The following is a 16,732-nucleotide window of genomic DNA, read 5'->3' as shown; positions in this document are numbered from 1 at the left end:
AAGAGAGATTGCGCCGCTACGCGGATCATGTCGGAGGGGGTTTATAGAGCGCCGCCCCTCGGCTAAGGCCGCACTCAAATGACCGACACCCCAGACACAGCACCCGCCCAGCGCGATTGGCGCGACACCGTCTTCCTGCCGAAGACCGATTTTCCGATGAAGGCCGGCCTGCCCGCCAAGGAGCCCGGCATCCTCGCGCGCTGGCAGGCGATGGACCTGTATGAAAAGACGCGCGCGGCGCGGGCAGGGCGGGAGAAGTTCATCCTGCATGACGGACCGCCTTATGCGAATGGCGACATGCATATCGGCCATGCGCTCAACCATATCCTCAAGGACACGGTGTGCCGCACGCAGAGTCTGCTCGGCAAGGACGCGCCCTATGTGCCCGGCTGGGACTGCCACGGCCTGCCGATCGAGTGGAAGGTCGAGGAAAAATACCGCGCGAAGAAGCTGAATAAGGACGAGGTGCCGCCGGCCGAATTCCGCGCCGAGTGCAGGGCGTACGCGCAGCATTGGGTCGATGTGCAGCGCGAGCAGTTGAAGCGGCTCGGCATCAATGGCGATTGGGACCATCCCTATCTGACGATGGATTTCGCGGCGGAAGCGACGATCGTCACCGAGCTGATGAAGTTCGCGGAGAGCGGCCAGCTCTATCGCGGTGCCAAGCCGGTGATGTGGTCGCCCGTCGAAAAGACCGCGCTAGCCGAGGCCGAGGTCGAATATGAGGACGTCGTGTCGACGCAGATCGACGTGGCGTTCGAGATCGTCGACGCGCCGAACGCACCCGAGCTGGTCGGCGCGCATGCGGTGATCTGGACGACGACGCCGTGGACGATCCCGGTGAACCAGGCGCTGAGCTATGGGCCGGAGATCGAGTATGTTGCCATTCGCGTTGGCCATGCTTTCCACGAAGGCCCTGCAGTTTCTCCTTGGTTTGGTAAGACTATTGTCGTTGCCAAAGAACTCGTCGACCCATCATTTTCTCGAGGAAAGCAAACTGCTGCTGCCCAAGAGATTGTCTGGAGCGGTAAAGGGACACAATTTAAAGGCGCCACCGCGCGCCATCCGATGCACGAACTTGGCGGCTTCTTCGCGAAGCCGCGGCCGTTCCTGCCGGGTGATTTCGTCACCACCGACGCGGGCACCGGGCTCGTCCATATGGCGCCCGATCATGGCGAGGACGATTTCCTGCTGTGCAAGCAATACGGCATTGAGCCGGTCTTCGCGGTCGATGGCGCGGGGATGTATCGCGACGATTGGGCGTGGCTCGGCGGGCAGGGATCGGTGATCAACAAGAAGTTCGTCTCCGCCGAGGGGCCGATCTGTTCGGATTTGCGCGGCGTCGGTGCGTTGCTCGCGGCGAGCGATGATTTTGCGCATTCCTATCCGCATTCGTGGCGTTCGAAGGCGAAGGTGATTTTTCGGGCTACGCCGCAATGGTTTATTCCGATGGATGTGCCGCTTTCTCCCCTCCCCTTCAGGGGAGGGGCTGGGGGTGGGGCCGTGCCGCAAGCGGTATCGCCCGCGGAGACGCCCCACCCCAACCCCTCCCCTGAAGGGGAGGGGCTTAGCCTTCGTCAAACCGCCCTGCGCGCCATCGAAGTCACCACCTGGTATCCGCCCAAGGGCCAGAACCGCATCACCGCGATGGTCGCCGGGCGCCCCGATTGGGTGATCAGCCGCCAGCGCGCGTGGGGCGTGCCGATCACGCTGTTCGTCGATCGCAAGACCGGCCAATATCTGGTGGACCCCGCCGTCAACGCCCGCATCGTCGCAGCGGTGCGCGAGCAGGGCGTCGATGCGTGGACGGAGGAAGCCGCGCAAGACCTGCTAGGCCCCGACTATGACCTCGCCGATTATGAGCGCGTCACCGACATTCTCGACGTGTGGTTCGACAGCGGCTGCACGCATGCCTTCGTGCTCGAGAGCGGGCGCTGGCCCGATCTGCAATGGCCCGCCGATCTCTATCTCGAAGGCTCGGACCAGCATCGCGGCTGGTTCCAGTCGTCGCTGATGGAAGCGTGCGGCACGCGCGGACGCGCGCCGTACGATGCGGTGCTGACGCACGGCTTCACGATGGATTCGAAGGGCATGAAGATGTCCAAGAGCCTCGGCAACACGATCAACCCGCTCGATTTGATGAAGGAATCGGGCGCGGACATCCTGCGGCTGTGGGCGCTATCGGTCGATTTCACCGAGGACCACCGCATCGGCAAGGAAATCCTCAACGGCGTCTCCGACCAATATCGCAAGCTGCGCAACACCTTCCGCTATTTGCTCGGCGCTTTGGATGGGTTCGAGGAGGCGGAGCGGCTGCCGGTGGCGGAGATGCCCGAGCTGGAGCGCTATGTGCTCCATCTGCTCGCGGAGCTCGACGCGAAGTTGCGCGCGGCGGTTTTGGTGTACGATTTCAACAGCTATGTCCGGCTGCTGACCGAATTCGCGCAGGAGGATCTGTCGGCCTTCTACTTCGATATCCGCAAGGATTCGCTGTATTGCGATGCGCCGACCGACCCCAAGCGGCGTGCCGTGCGCACGGTGTTCGACACGCTGTTCCATGCGCTGGTGCGCTACGCCGCGCCGGTGTTGTGCTTCACCGCCGAGGAAGTGTGGCAGGACCGTTTCCCGAGCGAGAATGGTTCAGTGCATTTGCTGGAGTGGCCCGAAGTACCGTTTCTGCCGCAGGACCGGGACCTTGCCGACAAATGGCGCAAGGTTCGGGAACTACGTGACAGGGTAAACGAGGCGATTGAGCCGGTGCGTCGTGAGAAGATCGTGCGGTCGAGCAACGAGGTCGACATCAGCGTCTACGCCCCTTTCAGCCAGGATGTGCGCTCGATCAATTTCGCCGAGATCTGCATCGTCGCCAAGGTGACGTGGGACGATGGCAACGAACCAGCTCCCTATTATCAGGTCACGAAAACGAACTTTCACAAGTGCGGTCGTTGCTGGCGGTGCCTGCCCGAAGTGGTGGAAGATGGCGATCTGTGCGACCGTTGCGCAAAGGTGGTCGCATGAAACTTCCTTTTGCCGGGTTCGCCACCGCCGCGCTGCTGTTCGTGGCCGATCAGGCCACGAAATATGGCGTCACCGATGTCATGCGGCTGAACGAGCTGACCAACGCGCATTATGTGACGGAGTTCTTCAACGTGCGTTTCGTCGCCAATCGCGGCGTATCGCTCGGACTTATGCGCGCGGACGATCCGATGGCGCGCTGGCTGCTGGTGGCGATGACGGGGGCGATCGCGCTCGGCGTGCTGGTGTGGATGCTGCGCGAGCGCAACCGGATCGACCAGATCGGGCTCGGGCTGGTGCTCGGCGGGGCGATCGGGAATATCCTCGATCGCATTCGCTTCAGCTATGTCGTCGACTGGGCCGATCTGCATTTTGGCAGCTGGCAGCCGTTTCTGGTGTTCAACCTGGCCGATGCGGCGATTACGATCGGCGTGCTGATCTTGTTCGCGCGCGCGCTTCTGGTACGAGATGCACCGAAAGCGGAATCGGGGACAGATTCCGGCCCCAATTCTGCGTCAGAACAGGGCGTAACGGAGACACATCATGCGTAAAGCCACCACCCTCATCGCCGGTCTCGCGCTGGTTGCCCTGGCGTCGGGCTGCGCAACCAACAAGCTTGGGCGCACCGGCCCCGACGAATTCGCGGTGGCGCGTCAGGCACCGCTGGTGATCCCGCCCGATTTCTCGCTGACCCCGCCGCGCCCGGGTGCGCCGCGTGCCAATGACGTGAGCCCCAATGCGCAGGCGCTCGACGCTTTGTTCGGCGGTACGGCACAGCGCAGCGCAGGCGAAACCGCGACGATCGCGGCGGCGGGTGTCGACAGCGACGACCCCGGCATCCGCTCGACCGTGGGCGACCCGGGTACGACCGTGGTCGACAAGGGTGCGACGACACGCGACGTGGTCGCAGCCCCCGAGGGCGACGGCCAGAACGCAAAGGCTGCAACGCCAAAGTAAACCGTCGCCGCGCGGAGCGAACCGCTGGCACGAAAAAGGCCGCGTACCGGATCATCCGGTACGCGGCCTTTTCGCTTTGGCGGACGGGAGGTGTTAGAGCGCGATGACGTTACGTTGATCCGGCAAGCCCCTCCCCTTCAGGGGAGGGGGTGGGGTGGGGCCTCTCCACGGATGCGTCGGTCTCGGTGAGACTGATACGCCCCACCCCCAGCCCCTCCCCTGAAGGGGAGGGGACCGTCAGATGTCATCGCGTTCTAGAAGCTTGCCGTCAGCGACGCGACCACGCCGCTCTTGCTTTCAACGGCGCCAACCAGATTGTTGAACTTCGCGTCGGTGTCGACATAGCTCACGCCGAGCGTCAGCACCTTGTAGGTCGCGGTGACGCCCAAAGCCCAATCGGTATAGCCGTCCTGTTCCTTGCCCTTGCCGAACGACGATGCCAGCCAGCTGGTGCCGAAGGTATGGCCGAGATGCGCAGTGAGGCTGAACGGTGTCTTCGGGATCGCGCCGGTAAAGTCACCCGCGAGATAGACGTTATCGCGGCTACGGCTGTTGAACGAGCTGCCGACGCCAGTCTGATCGAGCGCCAGAGCCTTCTGCTTCGGCGCGTAGTTCACCGTTGCCTTGGCGGTGACCGGGCCGAGCGTCGTCGAGATATCGACATACGGCTCGAAGAAATCCGAATGGACTCCCGGCGTCTTGTCGCGCGGGTAGAAATAATAGAGCACGCCGCCATCCAGCTTGATGCCGTTGATGGTCTTGCTGTAGCCCGCGATCAGATCGATTTCCTGCCGCGCATTGCCGCCGGCAACGACATAATCGGTCACCGACGACCCCCATGCCGAAACGTAGAAGCCCGAGGCGTGCGTGACCGTGATTGATCCCTGGAAAGCGAACTGCTTGTCGGTCTGCGAAATGCCGCGGAAACGATAGTCCGAGACGATGGCAGCCGTCGCGTTGACCGTAATCTCCGGCGGCGGTGCGGTGGGCGCGTCCTGCGCAAAGGCAGGGGTAGCGGAAGCGGCGAGCAAGAGCGCGCCGAGCGTCATTGTGGAGATGCGCATCATTTCCCTTTCGAAAATGCGATCGTCCCCGCCTGCTTCACCGGTGCAGCGTCTGTCAGGGGCAATCCGCCTCCCCGCGCTACTAACCGGTAAGGGCGTAGGAGTGGCGGTTCATGCGGCACTGCACAACTCAATTTTCCGGATTTGGCACCGGTTCGTGTCCGATTGTTGCAGTTCAGCAACAGTTGGGCAACGTAAAGGAAAGGTCCCAGCAATGTTTCAGCAATGAAAAAACCCTCAGCGCAGCGCCGCAAACCGCGCCAGAGCGGCCGCCAGATCGGCGATCAGATCTGCCGGGTCCTCCAGCCCGATCTGCAACCGGACGATCGGCCCTGCATCGGCGCGGCGGGTGACGCTGCGGTAGCGCTGCGGATCGACGGGGAGCGCGAGGCTTTCGAAGCCGCCCCAGCTATAGCCGATGCCGAAATGCTCGAGCCCGTCGATCAGCGCGGCGCGAGCTGCTTCGCCGCCGCCGTTGAGGACGAACGAGAAGAGCCCCGACGATCCCTTGAAGTCGCGCACGAAATGGTCGTGACCGGGGCACGTGGCAAGCGCGGGGTGGAGCACGATCGCGACTTCGGGCTGCCCTGCCAGCCAGTGCGCGATCTGCAACGCGCTCGATTCATGCTGTTTGAGGCGGATCGCCATGGTGCGCAGACCGCGACTGCCGAGCCAGCAATCGTCGGGGCTGGCGACCTGGCCCAGTTGGAAGCTGGTGTCGCGCAACTTGGCAAAATGCCCCGGCGCGGCGGTGACCGAACCGAGCATCACATCGCTATGGCCGACGACATATTTGGTGCAGGCCAGGATCGACAAGTCGATGCCGTGCGCGATCGCAGGGAAGAACAGCGGCGTTGCCCATGTGTTGTCGAGCAAGGTCACCACGCCACGCGCCTTGGCGGCCGCGACGATGGCGGGGACATCTTGCACGTCGAAGGTCAGGCTGCCGGGGCTTTCCATAAGGATTGCGCGGGTATTGTCGGCGATCAGGTCGGCGATGCCCGCGCCGATCAACGGATCGTAGAAGCGCGTCGCAATCCCCATGCGCTGGAGCAAGCCGGTCGCCATCGACCGCGTCGGATCATAGGCGCTGTCGGGCAGCAGCAGATCGTCCCCGGGGGCGAGCACCGAGAGCAACGCCGCCGCAATCGCCGCCACGCCCGAGGGATAGAGGAAAGTGCCTTCCGCGCCCGGCTCAAGCTCGGTCAGCGCATCCGCGAGGCTCCACTGCGTCGGTGTGCCCTTGCGCCCGTAGAACAGCCGGTGGTGCGTGTCGCGTCCGCCCGCTGTGCGCAGGTCCGCAACGGTATCGTAGAGGATCGTCGAGGCACGCCACACCGGCGTGTTGACGATCCCCTGCGTCCATTCCTTGCGCCGCCCGGCCGAGACGACGCGGGTCGAATCGCCCTTCGGGATTTTTGGTTCGTCACTCATTGGAATATCCCGCCGTCACCCCGGCCTCGTGCCGGGGTCCACCGTGGATCGCAACCATCATTTGCAGGACGCGCGGCACGGTGGACCCCGGCACGGGGCCGGGGTGACGGTTGGAGGTGTTACGCTGCCCCGGTCGCCTTGGGGGTGGTGCGATCGGCCCCCCATTCCGACCAGCTGCCGTCATAGACCGCGGCTTCGTTGCCGAGCAAATGCGCGCCGAACGCCAGCGCCGAGGCGGTGATGCCCGAGCCGCACGTGGTGACGAGCGGCTTTGCCAGATCGACGCCAGCGCCTTCGAACGCGGCCTTCAGCGCATCGCCGGTCTTCCACGTGCCGTCTTCGTTGAACAGCTCGCCGTACGGCAGGTTCTTCGAGCCGGGAATGTGGCCGGCATGCGTTGCCGGACGCGGGTCGGGCTCCTCGCCGGTGAAGCGTGCGGCCGAGCGGGCGTCGAGCACTTGCTCCGCGCCGCTGTCGATGTTCGCCTTCATCTGGTCGAGCGTGCGCACGCCCTTGTCATCGGCCCAGACGGTGAAGTGGCGGTGACGAAGCTGTTCCTTGCCGCTTGCCGTCTCCCGGCCCTCGGCCTGCCATTTGGCGAAACCGCCGTCGAGGATCGCGACATCGTGCGCGCCGAAGGTGCGGAGCATGAACCACGCGCGCGCCGCCGTGCGCAGCGGCGAATTGTCGTACAATACGATGCGGCTGCCATCGCCCAAGCCGAGCGACTGCATGCGGCTGGCGAATTTCTCGGGGCGCGGCAGCATCGAGGGCAAGTCCGACGACGTATCGGCGATCTCGGCCAAATCCATGAACACCGCGCCGGGGATATGCGCCGCCTCATATTCGGCGACGGGATCGCGCGATGCGTCGAGGATGTAGGTCGCGTCGACGATCCTGAGGTCGTTCGCGCCCAGTTCGTTCGCGAGCCATTCCGTCGTTACCAGCGAGTCCATACATCGTCTCCTTAGTTTTGCGTGTCCCTAGCCATCCGCGTCGAGCGTGTCGAGAAACGCATTGGCCGAAGCGCGCAGATCCTGCTTCACGCCGTCGTCCATTTTTGCCCAGTTGCGATACGGCATGGCAAGGCGTTGGTTCCGCCCGAGCTTGTCTTCGTTGCGCGCGAGAAAATCCCAGTAGAGCGCATTGAACGGGCAGGCGTCGGGGCCGATGCGTTGCTTCACGTCATAACGGCACGATCGGCAATAATCCGACATGCGATCGATGTAAGCGCCGCTCGACGCATAGGGTTTGGAGCCGAGCAGACCGCCATCGGCGAACTGGCTCATGCCGAGCGTGTTGGGGAGTTCGACCCATTCATAGGCGTCGATATAGATTTCGAGATACCACTGATGCACCGCCTTCGGGTCCGCGCCGATCAGCAGTGCGAAATTGCCGGTGATCATCAGACGCTGGATATGGTGGGCGTGGGCGTTGCTGAGGGTCTGTCCGATCGCCTCGGCCATGCAGTGCATATCGGTCTCGCCGGTCCAATAGAATGCCGGGAGCGGACGGCGCGCCTCTAGGAAATTGCGGTCGACGTAATCCGGCCCCTCGCGCCAATAAATGCCGCGGACATATTCGCGCCAGCCGATGATCTGGCGGATAAAGCCCTCCGCTGCGTTGAGCGGCACCTTGCCCGCCGCGTAGCGCTCGGCGACGGCGCGGCACAGGGCGAGCGGATCGAGCAGTCCGGCATTGAGATAGGGCGACAGGATCGAGTGCCACAGATGCGGCTCGCCGGTGAGCATCGCGTCCTGATAATCGCCGAACTTCGCCAGTGCGTGATCGAGGAAGTGCGTCTGCTGACGCAGCGCATCGTGGTGCGTCACGGCCCAACCGAAGGGAGCGAGCGTGCCCGGATGATCGGCGAAGCGCTTGGCGACGAGCGCGAGCACGTCTTGCGTCACCGTATCGGGCGCGAAGGCGAGCGGGCGCGGCATCGCCGAATCGGCCTTGGCGGGCTTGCGATTGTCATGGTCGAAATTCCATTGCCCGCCGATCGGCTTGTCGCCTTCCATCAGCAGCCCGGTCTTGCGGCGCATGTCGCGGTAGAAATATTCCATGCGTAGCGCTTTCCGCCCTTCGGCCCAGGCGGCGAATTCGGCATGGCTGGCGAGGAAGCGGTCGTCGGGGCGGATCTCGACGGGGATGCCGAACAGCGTTTCCCACGCCTCAAGCATCGCCTGCACGCGCCATTCGCCGGCTTCGGTGACGACGATCCGGTCTGGATTTAGCCGGGCGACCGCGCGCGCGATTTCGCCGGTGGAACTGCCGCTATTCTCCGGGTCGTCGAGCGTGACGTAATCGACCGTCCAGCCGCTGTCGCGCAACAGCGCAGCGTGGTGGCGCATGGCGGACAGGATGTAGGCGATCTTCTGTTTATGGTGCCGCACATAGGTCGTCTCGTCGGCGAGCTCCAGCATCAGCACGCGGGTCGTGGCGGGGTCGGCACCATGCAACGAGGAAATGGTCAGCGAGAGCTGGTCGCCCAGGATCGGGATGAGGGTCAGGTCGGTTGGTTTCATTTCGGGCGCTCCTATCCTATCTTGACCGGATGACCCCAAAGTATCTCGGCCAGACCAGCGCGCTTCCGACATCGCCCGACGACGCGGTGCTCGATTATGTTCCCAACCCGCGCCCCGGACGCACGTATCTCGTGCGCTTTGCGGTGCCGGAATTCACGTCGCTGTGCCCGGTCACGGCGCAGCCGGATTTCGCGCATCTGGTGATCGATTATGCGCCCGCCGCAACGATCGTCGAATCGAAATCGCTCAAGCTGTTCTTGGGGAGCTTCCGCAACCATCAGGCCTTCCACGAAGATTGCACGGTGGGGATCGGCGAGCGTCTGTTTACCGAGATGCAGCCGCTGTGGCTGCGGATCGGCGGATATTGGTATCCGCGCGGCGGCATCCCGATCGACGTTTTCTGGCAATCCGCGACGCCGCCCGATGGGCTCTGGCTGCCGCCGCAGGACGTGCCTGGCTATCGCGGTCGCGGGTGATCGTGTAGGTCGGATCATGACGCCACAAGATTGACTTAAATCAATGCGATTCCTCGTGTTGCAATGCAACATGTCTGCAACCATATTGAAACTTGGCCGTTCGTGGGGATGTAACTGAGGGCGTCTAGTCCATTTCATTCGGAGGATTACACACATGATGCATTTGGCGGATGTCGTGACCCCGATCGATCACATTGCGTTGATCGGCAATTTTCTCCCCCGGAAATGCGGCCTCGCAACTTATACGACGGATACGTTCACTGCGTTGAAGGGCCGGTACGCCGATCTGAAGATCGACGTTTACGCGATGGACGATCAACCCGGCCTGTATGAGTATCCGCCAGAGGTGACGCGGAGCATTCCAGATCAGGACCGCATGGCCTATTTCGATGCTGCGCGTGCGATCGAGGCGAGTGGTGCGCAGGCGATTTGGTTGCAGCACGAATATGGCATCTTCGGCGGGGCGGCGGGGGAGCATATCCTAGCCTTGCTCGACCGGGTTTCGATCCCCGTCATCGTGACGCTCCACACCATCCTTGAAAAGCCCAACGCCGACGAGCGGCGCGTGATGGAGGGCCTGCTGCGCCGCTGCGCGCGCGTCATTGTGATGGCCGAGCGTGGGCGTGAAATCATTGAGCGCGTTTACGGTGCGAGCGGACGCAACATCGTGATGATCCCGCACGGTGTGCCCGACCGTGATTTCGTCGATCCCGATTCGCTCAAAAGCCGGTTCGGCTGGGACGGGCGCAAGGTCGTGCTCACCTTTGGCTTGCTTGCGCCGGGCAAGGGAATCGAAGTGATGATCGAGGCGCTGCCCGCGATCGTCGCGCAACACCCGAATGTGCTCTACGCCGTGCTCGGGGCGACGCACCCGAACCTCGTCAAGCATGAAGGCGAGAAGTATCGCGACGGGTTGAAAGCGCTGGCGGCGGAGTTGGGCGTTAGTGCCAACGTGGATTTCATCGACGCGTTTCTCGAACATGAAGAATTGATCGATTATCTGCAGGCAGCGGATATCTATGCAACGCCGTATCTGAACCCCGCACAGATCACCTCGGGCACGCTCAGCTACGCCGTCGGGGTTGGCAAGGCGGTCGTGTCGACGCCGTATGTCCATGCGACCGAAATTCTGGGCGACGGGCATGGCGTGCTGGTTGATTTCGGCGATTCGGCGGCGTTTGCGCGCGAGATCAACGCACTGCTGGCCAGCGAGCGCAATCGCATCAAGCTGTCGGAACGTGCCTATGCCCGCGGCCGCACGATGATCTGGCCGCGTCTGGCCGAAGTCGCGATGCGCGAGATTGTTCAGATGGTCGCGGCCAAGCCGCAGCGCCTGCCCACAAATACGGTCGCGACGATCCCGCTCAAGCCCGACTTTTCTGCCGTCGAGCGGATGAGCGACGCGACCGGCATGTTGCAGCATTCGATCTATTCGGTGCCCGATCGACGCCACGGCTATTGTATCGACGACAATGCGCGTGCGTTGATGCTGGTCAGCCAGATCGTTGAGATGGATGAGGCCGCGCGCGATTCGTGGATGACGATTTATGCGTCGTTCCTTCAATATGCGTGGAATCCGGAAGCGCGGCGCTTCCGCAATTTCATGAATTTCGACCGGACGTGGTGCGAGGATTTCGGATCGGAGGATTCGAACGGTCGTACACTTTGGGCATTGGGCGTCACGGCGCGCGATGCGCAATTGGCCAAGCACCGCGACTGGGCACTGTCGATGTTCGACATGACGGCGTCGCTCGCGCTTGAGCTCGGTTCGCCGCGTGCGCACGCCTTTGCGATGCTGGGTGCGGCCGCAATCATCCAAGCGTATCCGAGCCATACGCTGGCGCGCACGATCTTGTCGCGCTTTGGCGACGAACTTTGTGGGCTGCTCGAAGAGGTGCGGCGGCCCGAATGGGAATGGTTCGAGATCGTGCTGGCGTATGACAATGCGCGGCTGCCCGAGGCCTTGATCCGCGCGGGCGTTGCGCTCGGCCGCGATGATTTGACCAAGTGCGGCATTTCGACACTCGACTGGATCGTCAGCAAGCAGACATCGCCTGAGGGTCGGTTCCGCGCGGTCGGCAGCGACAGCTTCGGGCGCATCTATGCCGAGCCGCTGCAATTCGACCAGCAACCGCTCGAAGCGCAAGCGACGATCGATGCGTGCAGCGCGGCGTTCGATGCGTCCAAGGATTCGCGGTGGGTTGAGGAAGCCGGCCGCGCGTATCGCTGGTACCTTGGTCATAACGACCTTGATCTGCCGCTGGCGACTGCGCGCGATGGCGGGTGTTTTGATGGCTTGATGCCGGGCGGTTTGAACCGAAATCAGGGGGCCGAGTCGATTTTGGCGCTGCAACTGGCCGGTTGCGCCATTTCGGGGCTGGCAAAGCGGGCGGAAAGCGTGGCAGGACCGATCAGCGCCGTCGCCTAGCCTCGCTCGGGACGCCGCCAAGGCGTTACGCGAGGCTGTCTAGTGATCGAGCTGTTTGAACATGCATTGAGACTCCATGCCGATCCGTCCCGGGTCGTCGTGCGGCCGTTCCACCTTGCCTGGAGCGGGAATGGCGGCAATCGTACCGAACGGATCGTGAGCGCAGTGATGGCGCTCGATGCGGCCGAGACGCGCGCCGAACTCGAGCTGGTGCTCAAGGATTTCGAAGCGCGCCATTGGCAGACGCGGCGCGTCTTCATGACGCGCTACGATGAGATCGAGCAGATGCTGGGCCTCGACGGGACCGAGATTGGCGATGAGAAGCGCCAGCTGATCGGCGCCTATTTCTGCCACGAATATAGCTATGCCGCCGCCGCGTTGATGAACCCAAGCGCGGTGCCGCATTTCGATCAGTCGGGGATGCCCGCCGGATCGCAGCGCATCCTGATGAGCCTGCGCGCGGTGGGGGAGGGGCATATCTCCTCCGTTGCGTTCCGCGAAGGGATTATTGCCGACGGTAACCTATTGAAACTGGCACCCGAACCGCCGTTTGCGACCGCGACCGATGCCGCCGGCCTCGACGAGGAAACGATGCCCGAAGGCCCGATCACCGTCTACCGCCACCGCGATTCGACGCTGTCGGGCACGGTGATTTTCCCGATCACGGCGGCGCAATCCAAGGGACTGGAGGATTTGCGCCTCGTTCAGTTCCATCACGACGATGGGTCGGTCGAATGGCTCGGCACCTATACCGCGTATAACGGTTCGGCGATCCAGTCGGAATTATTGCGGACGCGCGATTTCCGGGCGTTCGATCTGGTGCCGATGACTGGCCCGGCCGCGCGCAACAAGGGCATGGCGCTGTTTCCGCGCAAGGTCGGCGGGCAGTATATGATGATCGGGCGGCAGGATGGCGAAAATCTGTTCCTGCTCAAATCGGACACGCTGACGCACTGGGACGAGGGGCAGAAGCTGCTGACCCCGATGTTCCCGTGGGAGCTGGTGCAGATCGGCAATTGCGGCCCGCCGATCGAACTGCCCGAGGGTTGGCTGTTGCTGACGCATGGCGTGGGGGCGATGCGCAAATATGCGATCGGCGCGGTGCTGCTCGACAAGACCGATCCGTCGAAGGTGATCGGCCGCACGCGCGAGCCGATCCTCGCGGCGGCGGACCAGGACCGCGAGGGCTATGTGCCCAATGTCGTCTATACCTGCGGCGCGATCCGGCATGGCGACACGCTGTTCGTGCCGTATGGGGTGGCGGATAGTTCGGTGGCGTTTGCGTTCATTCCGATCGCGGCATTGCTGGCGGCGATGGCTTAGGACAGGCCGGTTGCCGAACGGGCGTCCATTGCGCGACCCACCGCCATTGGCGACGGCGCGGATGTCGCCGGGGCCAAGGATAACGGCATCGATGCTCCGAAACGCGATTGCGGCGCGATGCGTAGATCCCCCCGTGAAGTATGACTGGCGTGTCGGCCTTGCCTTCACCTGCCTGTGTTTCTGGGTCAGCTATCCTGGGCGGCTGAACGCCGATTCGCTCTATAGCGTCATCACCGCGACCGCTCCGGCGCAACTCGGCAATTGGCACTCCCCGACACTAGGCTGGCTGTGGAACTTGGCTGGTCCAATTCTCGGCCAGCCGTCCGCTGCGCTGTTGATGCAGTCCGCATTGTTCGGCCTGTTTGCGGGGTTTCTTCCGCGCGTGCCGGCGACTTGGCGCGGGCGTACCCCGATTGCTGCCGAGATCGCGCTGCGTGTCGCGCTCGTCGGCGCATTCGGGGCGATCGGGAAGGACGTCGTGGCGCTGGGGCTTATCCTTTTCCTGATCCGCCTTCTTCCCCGCGTCATCCACCGCCCGCTCCACCCGGTTGAAGCCGTGATCGTCGGGACGCTCATATTGCTGTTTCTGCTGATCAAGGCTCCCAATTTTCTCACGATCGTCTTGGCGACGGCGCTGGCGCTACCGTTTTTTGCGCGATCGGCCAAAGTGTACGGCGCCACGCTTTTGGTCGTGCTGCTGTTGGGATTGGCCGCCGTGCCGCTCAACCGCTGGGTGGATCGCACGCTGTTTGCGGCACAAGACCATCACCCCGACAAGCAACTCGTTATTTTCGATCTCGCTGCGATCTCGCTCCGAACTCATCACAACGCGTTTGCGGAGGTGCACGGATGGCCGACTGCGTCGGTTCCGCCGATCGCCGATTGCTTCTTGCCCAACATGTGGGACCCGTTTGCTCCGTGGGGGCCATGCAAGGGATATTCGACCGCGTTCGATCGACTTGACGCAGCGCTGACGCGGCAGTGGCTTCGGCAGATCGCGTTGCACCCGATTGCCTACGCACGGCATCGTCTGACCTATGCCGGGGCGTTGCTGATGTCGCGGGATCATATGAGTTGGGGTCTAAGCGGGAGCGCGGTGAACGATGCCAATCAGCCAATAGCGCAGCTTGAACGCGCAGAGATGATGCACCGCCTTGGCGCCAACCGGCCGATCCAGCTGTGGCGCGACAGCGGTGCGACCGAGGTTTTGAAGATGCTCGAGCGGGTGCTGTTCAAATATCCGAAATCGCAAGCTTTCCCGCTGATCGGTTGCCTGGGCCTTCTGCTGTGGTGCTGGCTACGGCGCGCGACGGAAATACGGCTGGACGTCCTGCTTCCGGCTACTTTTGGGGTCGCGAACTTTGGCATGTTGCTCTTTTTCGGGGTGGCCGACCCGGGACGATACATGCTGCTGACGATCGTGCTCTGCTATGGGAGCCTGATCGCCCTTTTGGTGCCAGCCACGACATCACCGCACAGCGCGCTGCATGGACGAGCGATAGAGCCAGGCGGCGATCAGTAAAAAGAGCGTGGTCCCCCCGACCAGACTCGCCGTCTCATACCCCTTGCCGATCAACGCCAGCGGCGCATCGCTGTTGGTGGCGTAGACGACCACCGCGAACGCCACGCCCCACAGGCTTTCGCCGACGATCAACCCGGTGGCGGTGAGCGTGCCCATCCGTTCGGCAACTTCGGGGTTGGCGGCGGTACGCGCCCAGCGGTTGTAGAACCAGCCGATCACAGAGCCGAGCACCGTCGGCAGGATCACCGACATCGGCAGATAGATGCCGAGCGCGACGCCAAGCGGGGGCAGGCGGAGCAGCTTCAACCGCCCGAGCAGCTCATCGAGCGCGATCAACACCACGCCTGCGAGCGCGCCATATTCGAGCATCGGCCAGTTGGCATTGCCCGACAGCACGCCCTTCGCGAGCGCCGAGATTAGTCCGGCCTGCGGGGCGGCGAGCGCGTTCGGCCCGGCGCCGGGCACACCGACAAAGCCGATCCCGCTGTTGAGCACGTTGAGCACCGGCGGGATAATGAGCGAGCCGAACACGACGCCGATCAGCAGCGCAACTTGCTGCTTCCACGGCGTCGCGCCGACCAACTGGCCGGTCTTCAAATCCTGCAGATTGTCGTTCGAGATCGTCGCGACGCCGAACACGATGCCCGTGACGATCAGCGAGTAAGCGATCAGCGCGGTGGTCGTGTCGGCACCAGGATTTTGTCCGAACAGGCCGACGAGCATTAGCGCCGAGCCCAGCACCGAGAGGATGCCGATGCCCGACACCGGCGAATTCGATGCGCCGATCAGCCCGGCCATATAGCCGCACACCGCCGCAATCATGAGCCCGGCGACGAGGATGAAAACCAGCGCACCTGCGATCAGCAGGAGCGCCGAGGCAGCGAGCGCGCCGCCTGCAATGACATCCCATAACAGCCAGGCGATCGGCAGCAGCGTCAGCAGCGATCCGCCCGCGACCCAGGCGATCGGGATATCGCGTTCTTCCAGCGCGAGCGTTTCACCTTGGCCGCGCGCCGCGCTGGCCACCAGCGCCGAGCGCACGCCGCCGATGACGGGTCCGGCGATCTTGAGCAATGTCCAGATCGCCGACACGCCGATCAACCCGGCACCGAAGAAGCGTACGTCATTCTTCCAGATCGTGGTGACCCACGCGGCGATGTCGCCGGGCATTGGATGCGCGGCCGTCATCACCGGCACGAGGATGAACCAGCCAATCACCACGCCCAGCGCCATTGCTGCGCCAACCGAAATGCCGACGAGATGCCCGACGCCGAGCAGAGCGAAGGACAGGCTGCCCGAAATGCCGGTCGCGCCCGCGCCGACGCGGAAGGTGGTGGCGGCGGTGTCGGTGACGATCTTGGTCTGGGTGAAGATCGCAAATCCGGCGGAGGCGATGCTGTTCCAAACCAGCACAAGCAAGCCTTGCTTGGCTTCGGCCTCGCCAGCACGCGAGCCTGCGCCGATCTGCAAGACTTCGGCCGCGGCGACGCCTTCGGGATAGGGCAAATCGCTGTCGACGACGAGCGCACGGCGCAACGGCACCGAGAACATCACGCCGAGAATACCGCCGGTCATCGTGATCGCGGCGGTCTGCACATAGGGAAAGCCGTGCCACCAGCCGATCATCACGAGGCCGGGCAGCACGAAGATGATCGCGGCGAGCGTGCCCGCCGCGCTCGCGACGGTCTGCACGATGTTGTTCTCAAGGATCGTAGCACCCGGCAGCATCCGCAGGATCGCCATCGAAATGACAGCGGCAGGGATCGAGGTCGCGAAGGTTAGCCCGACCTTCAGCCCGAGATAGACGTTGGCGGCAGTGAACAGCAGCGTGATGATCCCGCCAAGCAGGACCCCTCGCACGGTCAGTTCGGCGATGGGGTGAACGGGCGCGGTGCGGTGATCGGTCATGCCGCATCGTGGCACAGCGCGCGGTGCGGGAAAAGGGACGGAACCAATCGGGCCCTCGTGTTTTATTGCGCCGCACA

General features: G+C 63.5%; 12 protein-coding genes. 7 read left to right on the top strand and 5 right to left on the bottom strand.

Going from position 1 to position 16,732, the window contains the following annotated elements; all coding sequences use genetic code 11:
* Window positions 1–78 precede the first annotated feature (78 nt).
* Genes ileS through IEV62_RS00995 form a run of 3 tightly spaced genes read left to right on the top strand, consistent with a single transcriptional unit; the run spans window position 79 to window position 3,972 of the window.
* Window positions 79–3,018 carry an isoleucine--tRNA ligase gene (gene ileS, locus IEV62_RS01005; protein ID WP_188444903.1) on the top strand — a complete coding sequence of 980 codons (2,940 nt, stop codon included), beginning with the start codon at window positions 79–81 and terminating at the stop codon, window positions 3,016–3,018.
* Window positions 3,015–3,566, top strand: a complete 552-nt coding sequence (gene lspA, locus IEV62_RS01000) for a signal peptidase II (protein ID WP_188444902.1) — start codon at window positions 3,015–3,017, stop codon at window positions 3,564–3,566. The genes ileS and lspA overlap by 4 nt, the downstream gene beginning before the upstream one ends.
* Window positions 3,559–3,972, top strand: a complete 414-nt coding sequence (locus tag IEV62_RS00995; protein ID WP_188444901.1) for a DUF3035 domain-containing protein — start codon at window positions 3,559–3,561, stop codon at window positions 3,970–3,972. Before lspA ends, IEV62_RS00995 begins: the two co-directional genes overlap by 8 nt.
* Window positions 3,973–4,226: 254 nt before the next feature.
* Here IEV62_RS00995 and IEV62_RS00990 read toward each other — a convergent pair whose 3' ends face one another.
* The 4 genes from IEV62_RS00990 to IEV62_RS00975 form a co-directional block, all read right to left on the bottom strand.
* A complete protein-coding gene (locus IEV62_RS00990; RefSeq protein WP_188445014.1) occupies window positions 4,227–5,036 on the bottom strand; it encodes a TorF family putative porin in 810 nt (269 codons plus the stop codon).
* 237 nt (window positions 5,037–5,273) lie between these two features.
* Window positions 5,274–6,470, bottom strand: a complete 1,197-nt coding sequence (gene metC, locus IEV62_RS00985; protein WP_188444900.1) for a cystathionine beta-lyase — start codon at window positions 6,468–6,470, stop codon at window positions 5,274–5,276.
* A gap of 119 nt (window positions 6,471–6,589) precedes the next feature.
* Window positions 6,590–7,426 (bottom strand): 3-mercaptopyruvate sulfurtransferase, encoded by an 837-nt coding sequence (sseA, locus tag IEV62_RS00980; RefSeq protein WP_188444899.1) that lies wholly within the window; start codon window positions 7,424–7,426, stop codon window positions 6,590–6,592.
* Window positions 7,427–7,453: 27 nt separating this feature from the next.
* Entirely contained in the window at window positions 7,454–8,998 is a 1,545-nt protein-coding gene (locus IEV62_RS00975) for a cryptochrome/photolyase family protein (RefSeq protein ID WP_188444898.1), read from the bottom strand.
* A 29-nt stretch (window positions 8,999–9,027) separates the two neighbouring features.
* Here IEV62_RS00975 and queF point away from each other — a divergent pair, with 29 nt between their 5' ends.
* From queF to IEV62_RS00955, 4 genes are all read left to right on the top strand, one after another.
* Window positions 9,028–9,474 carry a preQ(1) synthase gene (gene queF / locus IEV62_RS00970; protein WP_188444897.1) on the top strand — a complete coding sequence of 149 codons (447 nt, stop codon included), beginning with the start codon at window positions 9,028–9,030 and terminating at the stop codon, window positions 9,472–9,474.
* Window positions 9,475–9,628: 154 nt separating this feature from the next.
* A complete protein-coding gene (locus IEV62_RS00965) occupies window positions 9,629–11,902 on the top strand; it encodes a glycosyltransferase family 4 protein (RefSeq protein ID WP_188444896.1) in 2,274 nt (757 codons plus the stop codon).
* 42 nt (window positions 11,903–11,944) lie between these two features.
* Window positions 11,945–13,225 (top strand): glycoside hydrolase family 130 protein, encoded by a 1,281-nt coding sequence (locus IEV62_RS00960; protein ID WP_188444895.1) that lies wholly within the window; start codon window positions 11,945–11,947, stop codon window positions 13,223–13,225.
* Window positions 13,226–13,358: 133 nt separating this feature from the next.
* Window positions 13,359–14,747 carry a hypothetical protein gene (locus IEV62_RS00955; RefSeq protein ID WP_188444894.1) on the top strand — a complete coding sequence of 463 codons (1,389 nt, stop codon included), beginning with the start codon at window positions 13,359–13,361 and terminating at the stop codon, window positions 14,745–14,747.
* Here the strand turns inward: IEV62_RS00955 and IEV62_RS00950 are convergent.
* Window positions 14,694–16,655: an OPT family oligopeptide transporter gene (locus IEV62_RS00950; protein ID WP_188444893.1), complete on the bottom strand. Its 1,962-nt coding sequence runs from the start codon at window positions 16,653–16,655 to the stop codon at window positions 14,694–14,696. The genes IEV62_RS00955 and IEV62_RS00950 overlap by 54 nt on opposite strands.
* Between the last annotated feature and the right edge of the window lie 77 nt (window positions 16,656–16,732).

It is taken from the genome of Sphingomonas psychrolutea, from assembly GCF_014636175.1.
In the GTDB taxonomy this organism is placed as follows: domain Bacteria; phylum Pseudomonadota; class Alphaproteobacteria; order Sphingomonadales; family Sphingomonadaceae; genus Sphingomonas; species Sphingomonas psychrolutea.
This window is presented reverse-complemented; position numbering and strand designations above follow the sequence as displayed.

Excerpts from the sequence above, each read along its gene's own strand:
- IEV62_RS00975 (WP_188444898.1), bottom strand. The coding sequence starts at position 8,998 with ATGAAACCAACCGACCTGACCCTCATCCCGATCCTGGGCGACCAGCTC.
- queF (WP_188444897.1), top strand. The coding sequence starts at position 9,028 with ATGACCCCAAAGTATCTCGGCCAGACCAGCGCGCTTCCGACATCGCCC.
- IEV62_RS00950 (WP_188444893.1), bottom strand. The coding sequence starts at position 16,655 with ATGACCGATCACCGCACCGCGCCCGTTCACCCCATCGCCGAACTGACC.
- IEV62_RS00995 (WP_188444901.1), top strand. The coding sequence starts at position 3,559 with ATGCGTAAAGCCACCACCCTCATCGCCGGTCTCGCGCTGGTTGCCCTG.
- metC (WP_188444900.1), bottom strand. The coding sequence starts at position 6,470 with ATGAGTGACGAACCAAAAATCCCGAAGGGCGATTCGACCCGCGTCGTC.
- IEV62_RS00990 (WP_188445014.1), bottom strand. The coding sequence starts at position 5,036 with ATGCGCATCTCCACAATGACGCTCGGCGCGCTCTTGCTCGCCGCTTCC.
- sseA (WP_188444899.1), bottom strand. The coding sequence starts at position 7,426 with ATGGACTCGCTGGTAACGACGGAATGGCTCGCGAACGAACTGGGCGCG.
- lspA (WP_188444902.1), top strand. The coding sequence starts at position 3,015 with ATGAAACTTCCTTTTGCCGGGTTCGCCACCGCCGCGCTGCTGTTCGTG.
- ileS (WP_188444903.1), top strand. The coding sequence starts at position 79 with ATGACCGACACCCCAGACACAGCACCCGCCCAGCGCGATTGGCGCGAC.
- IEV62_RS00965 (WP_188444896.1), top strand. The coding sequence starts at position 9,629 with ATGATGCATTTGGCGGATGTCGTGACCCCGATCGATCACATTGCGTTG.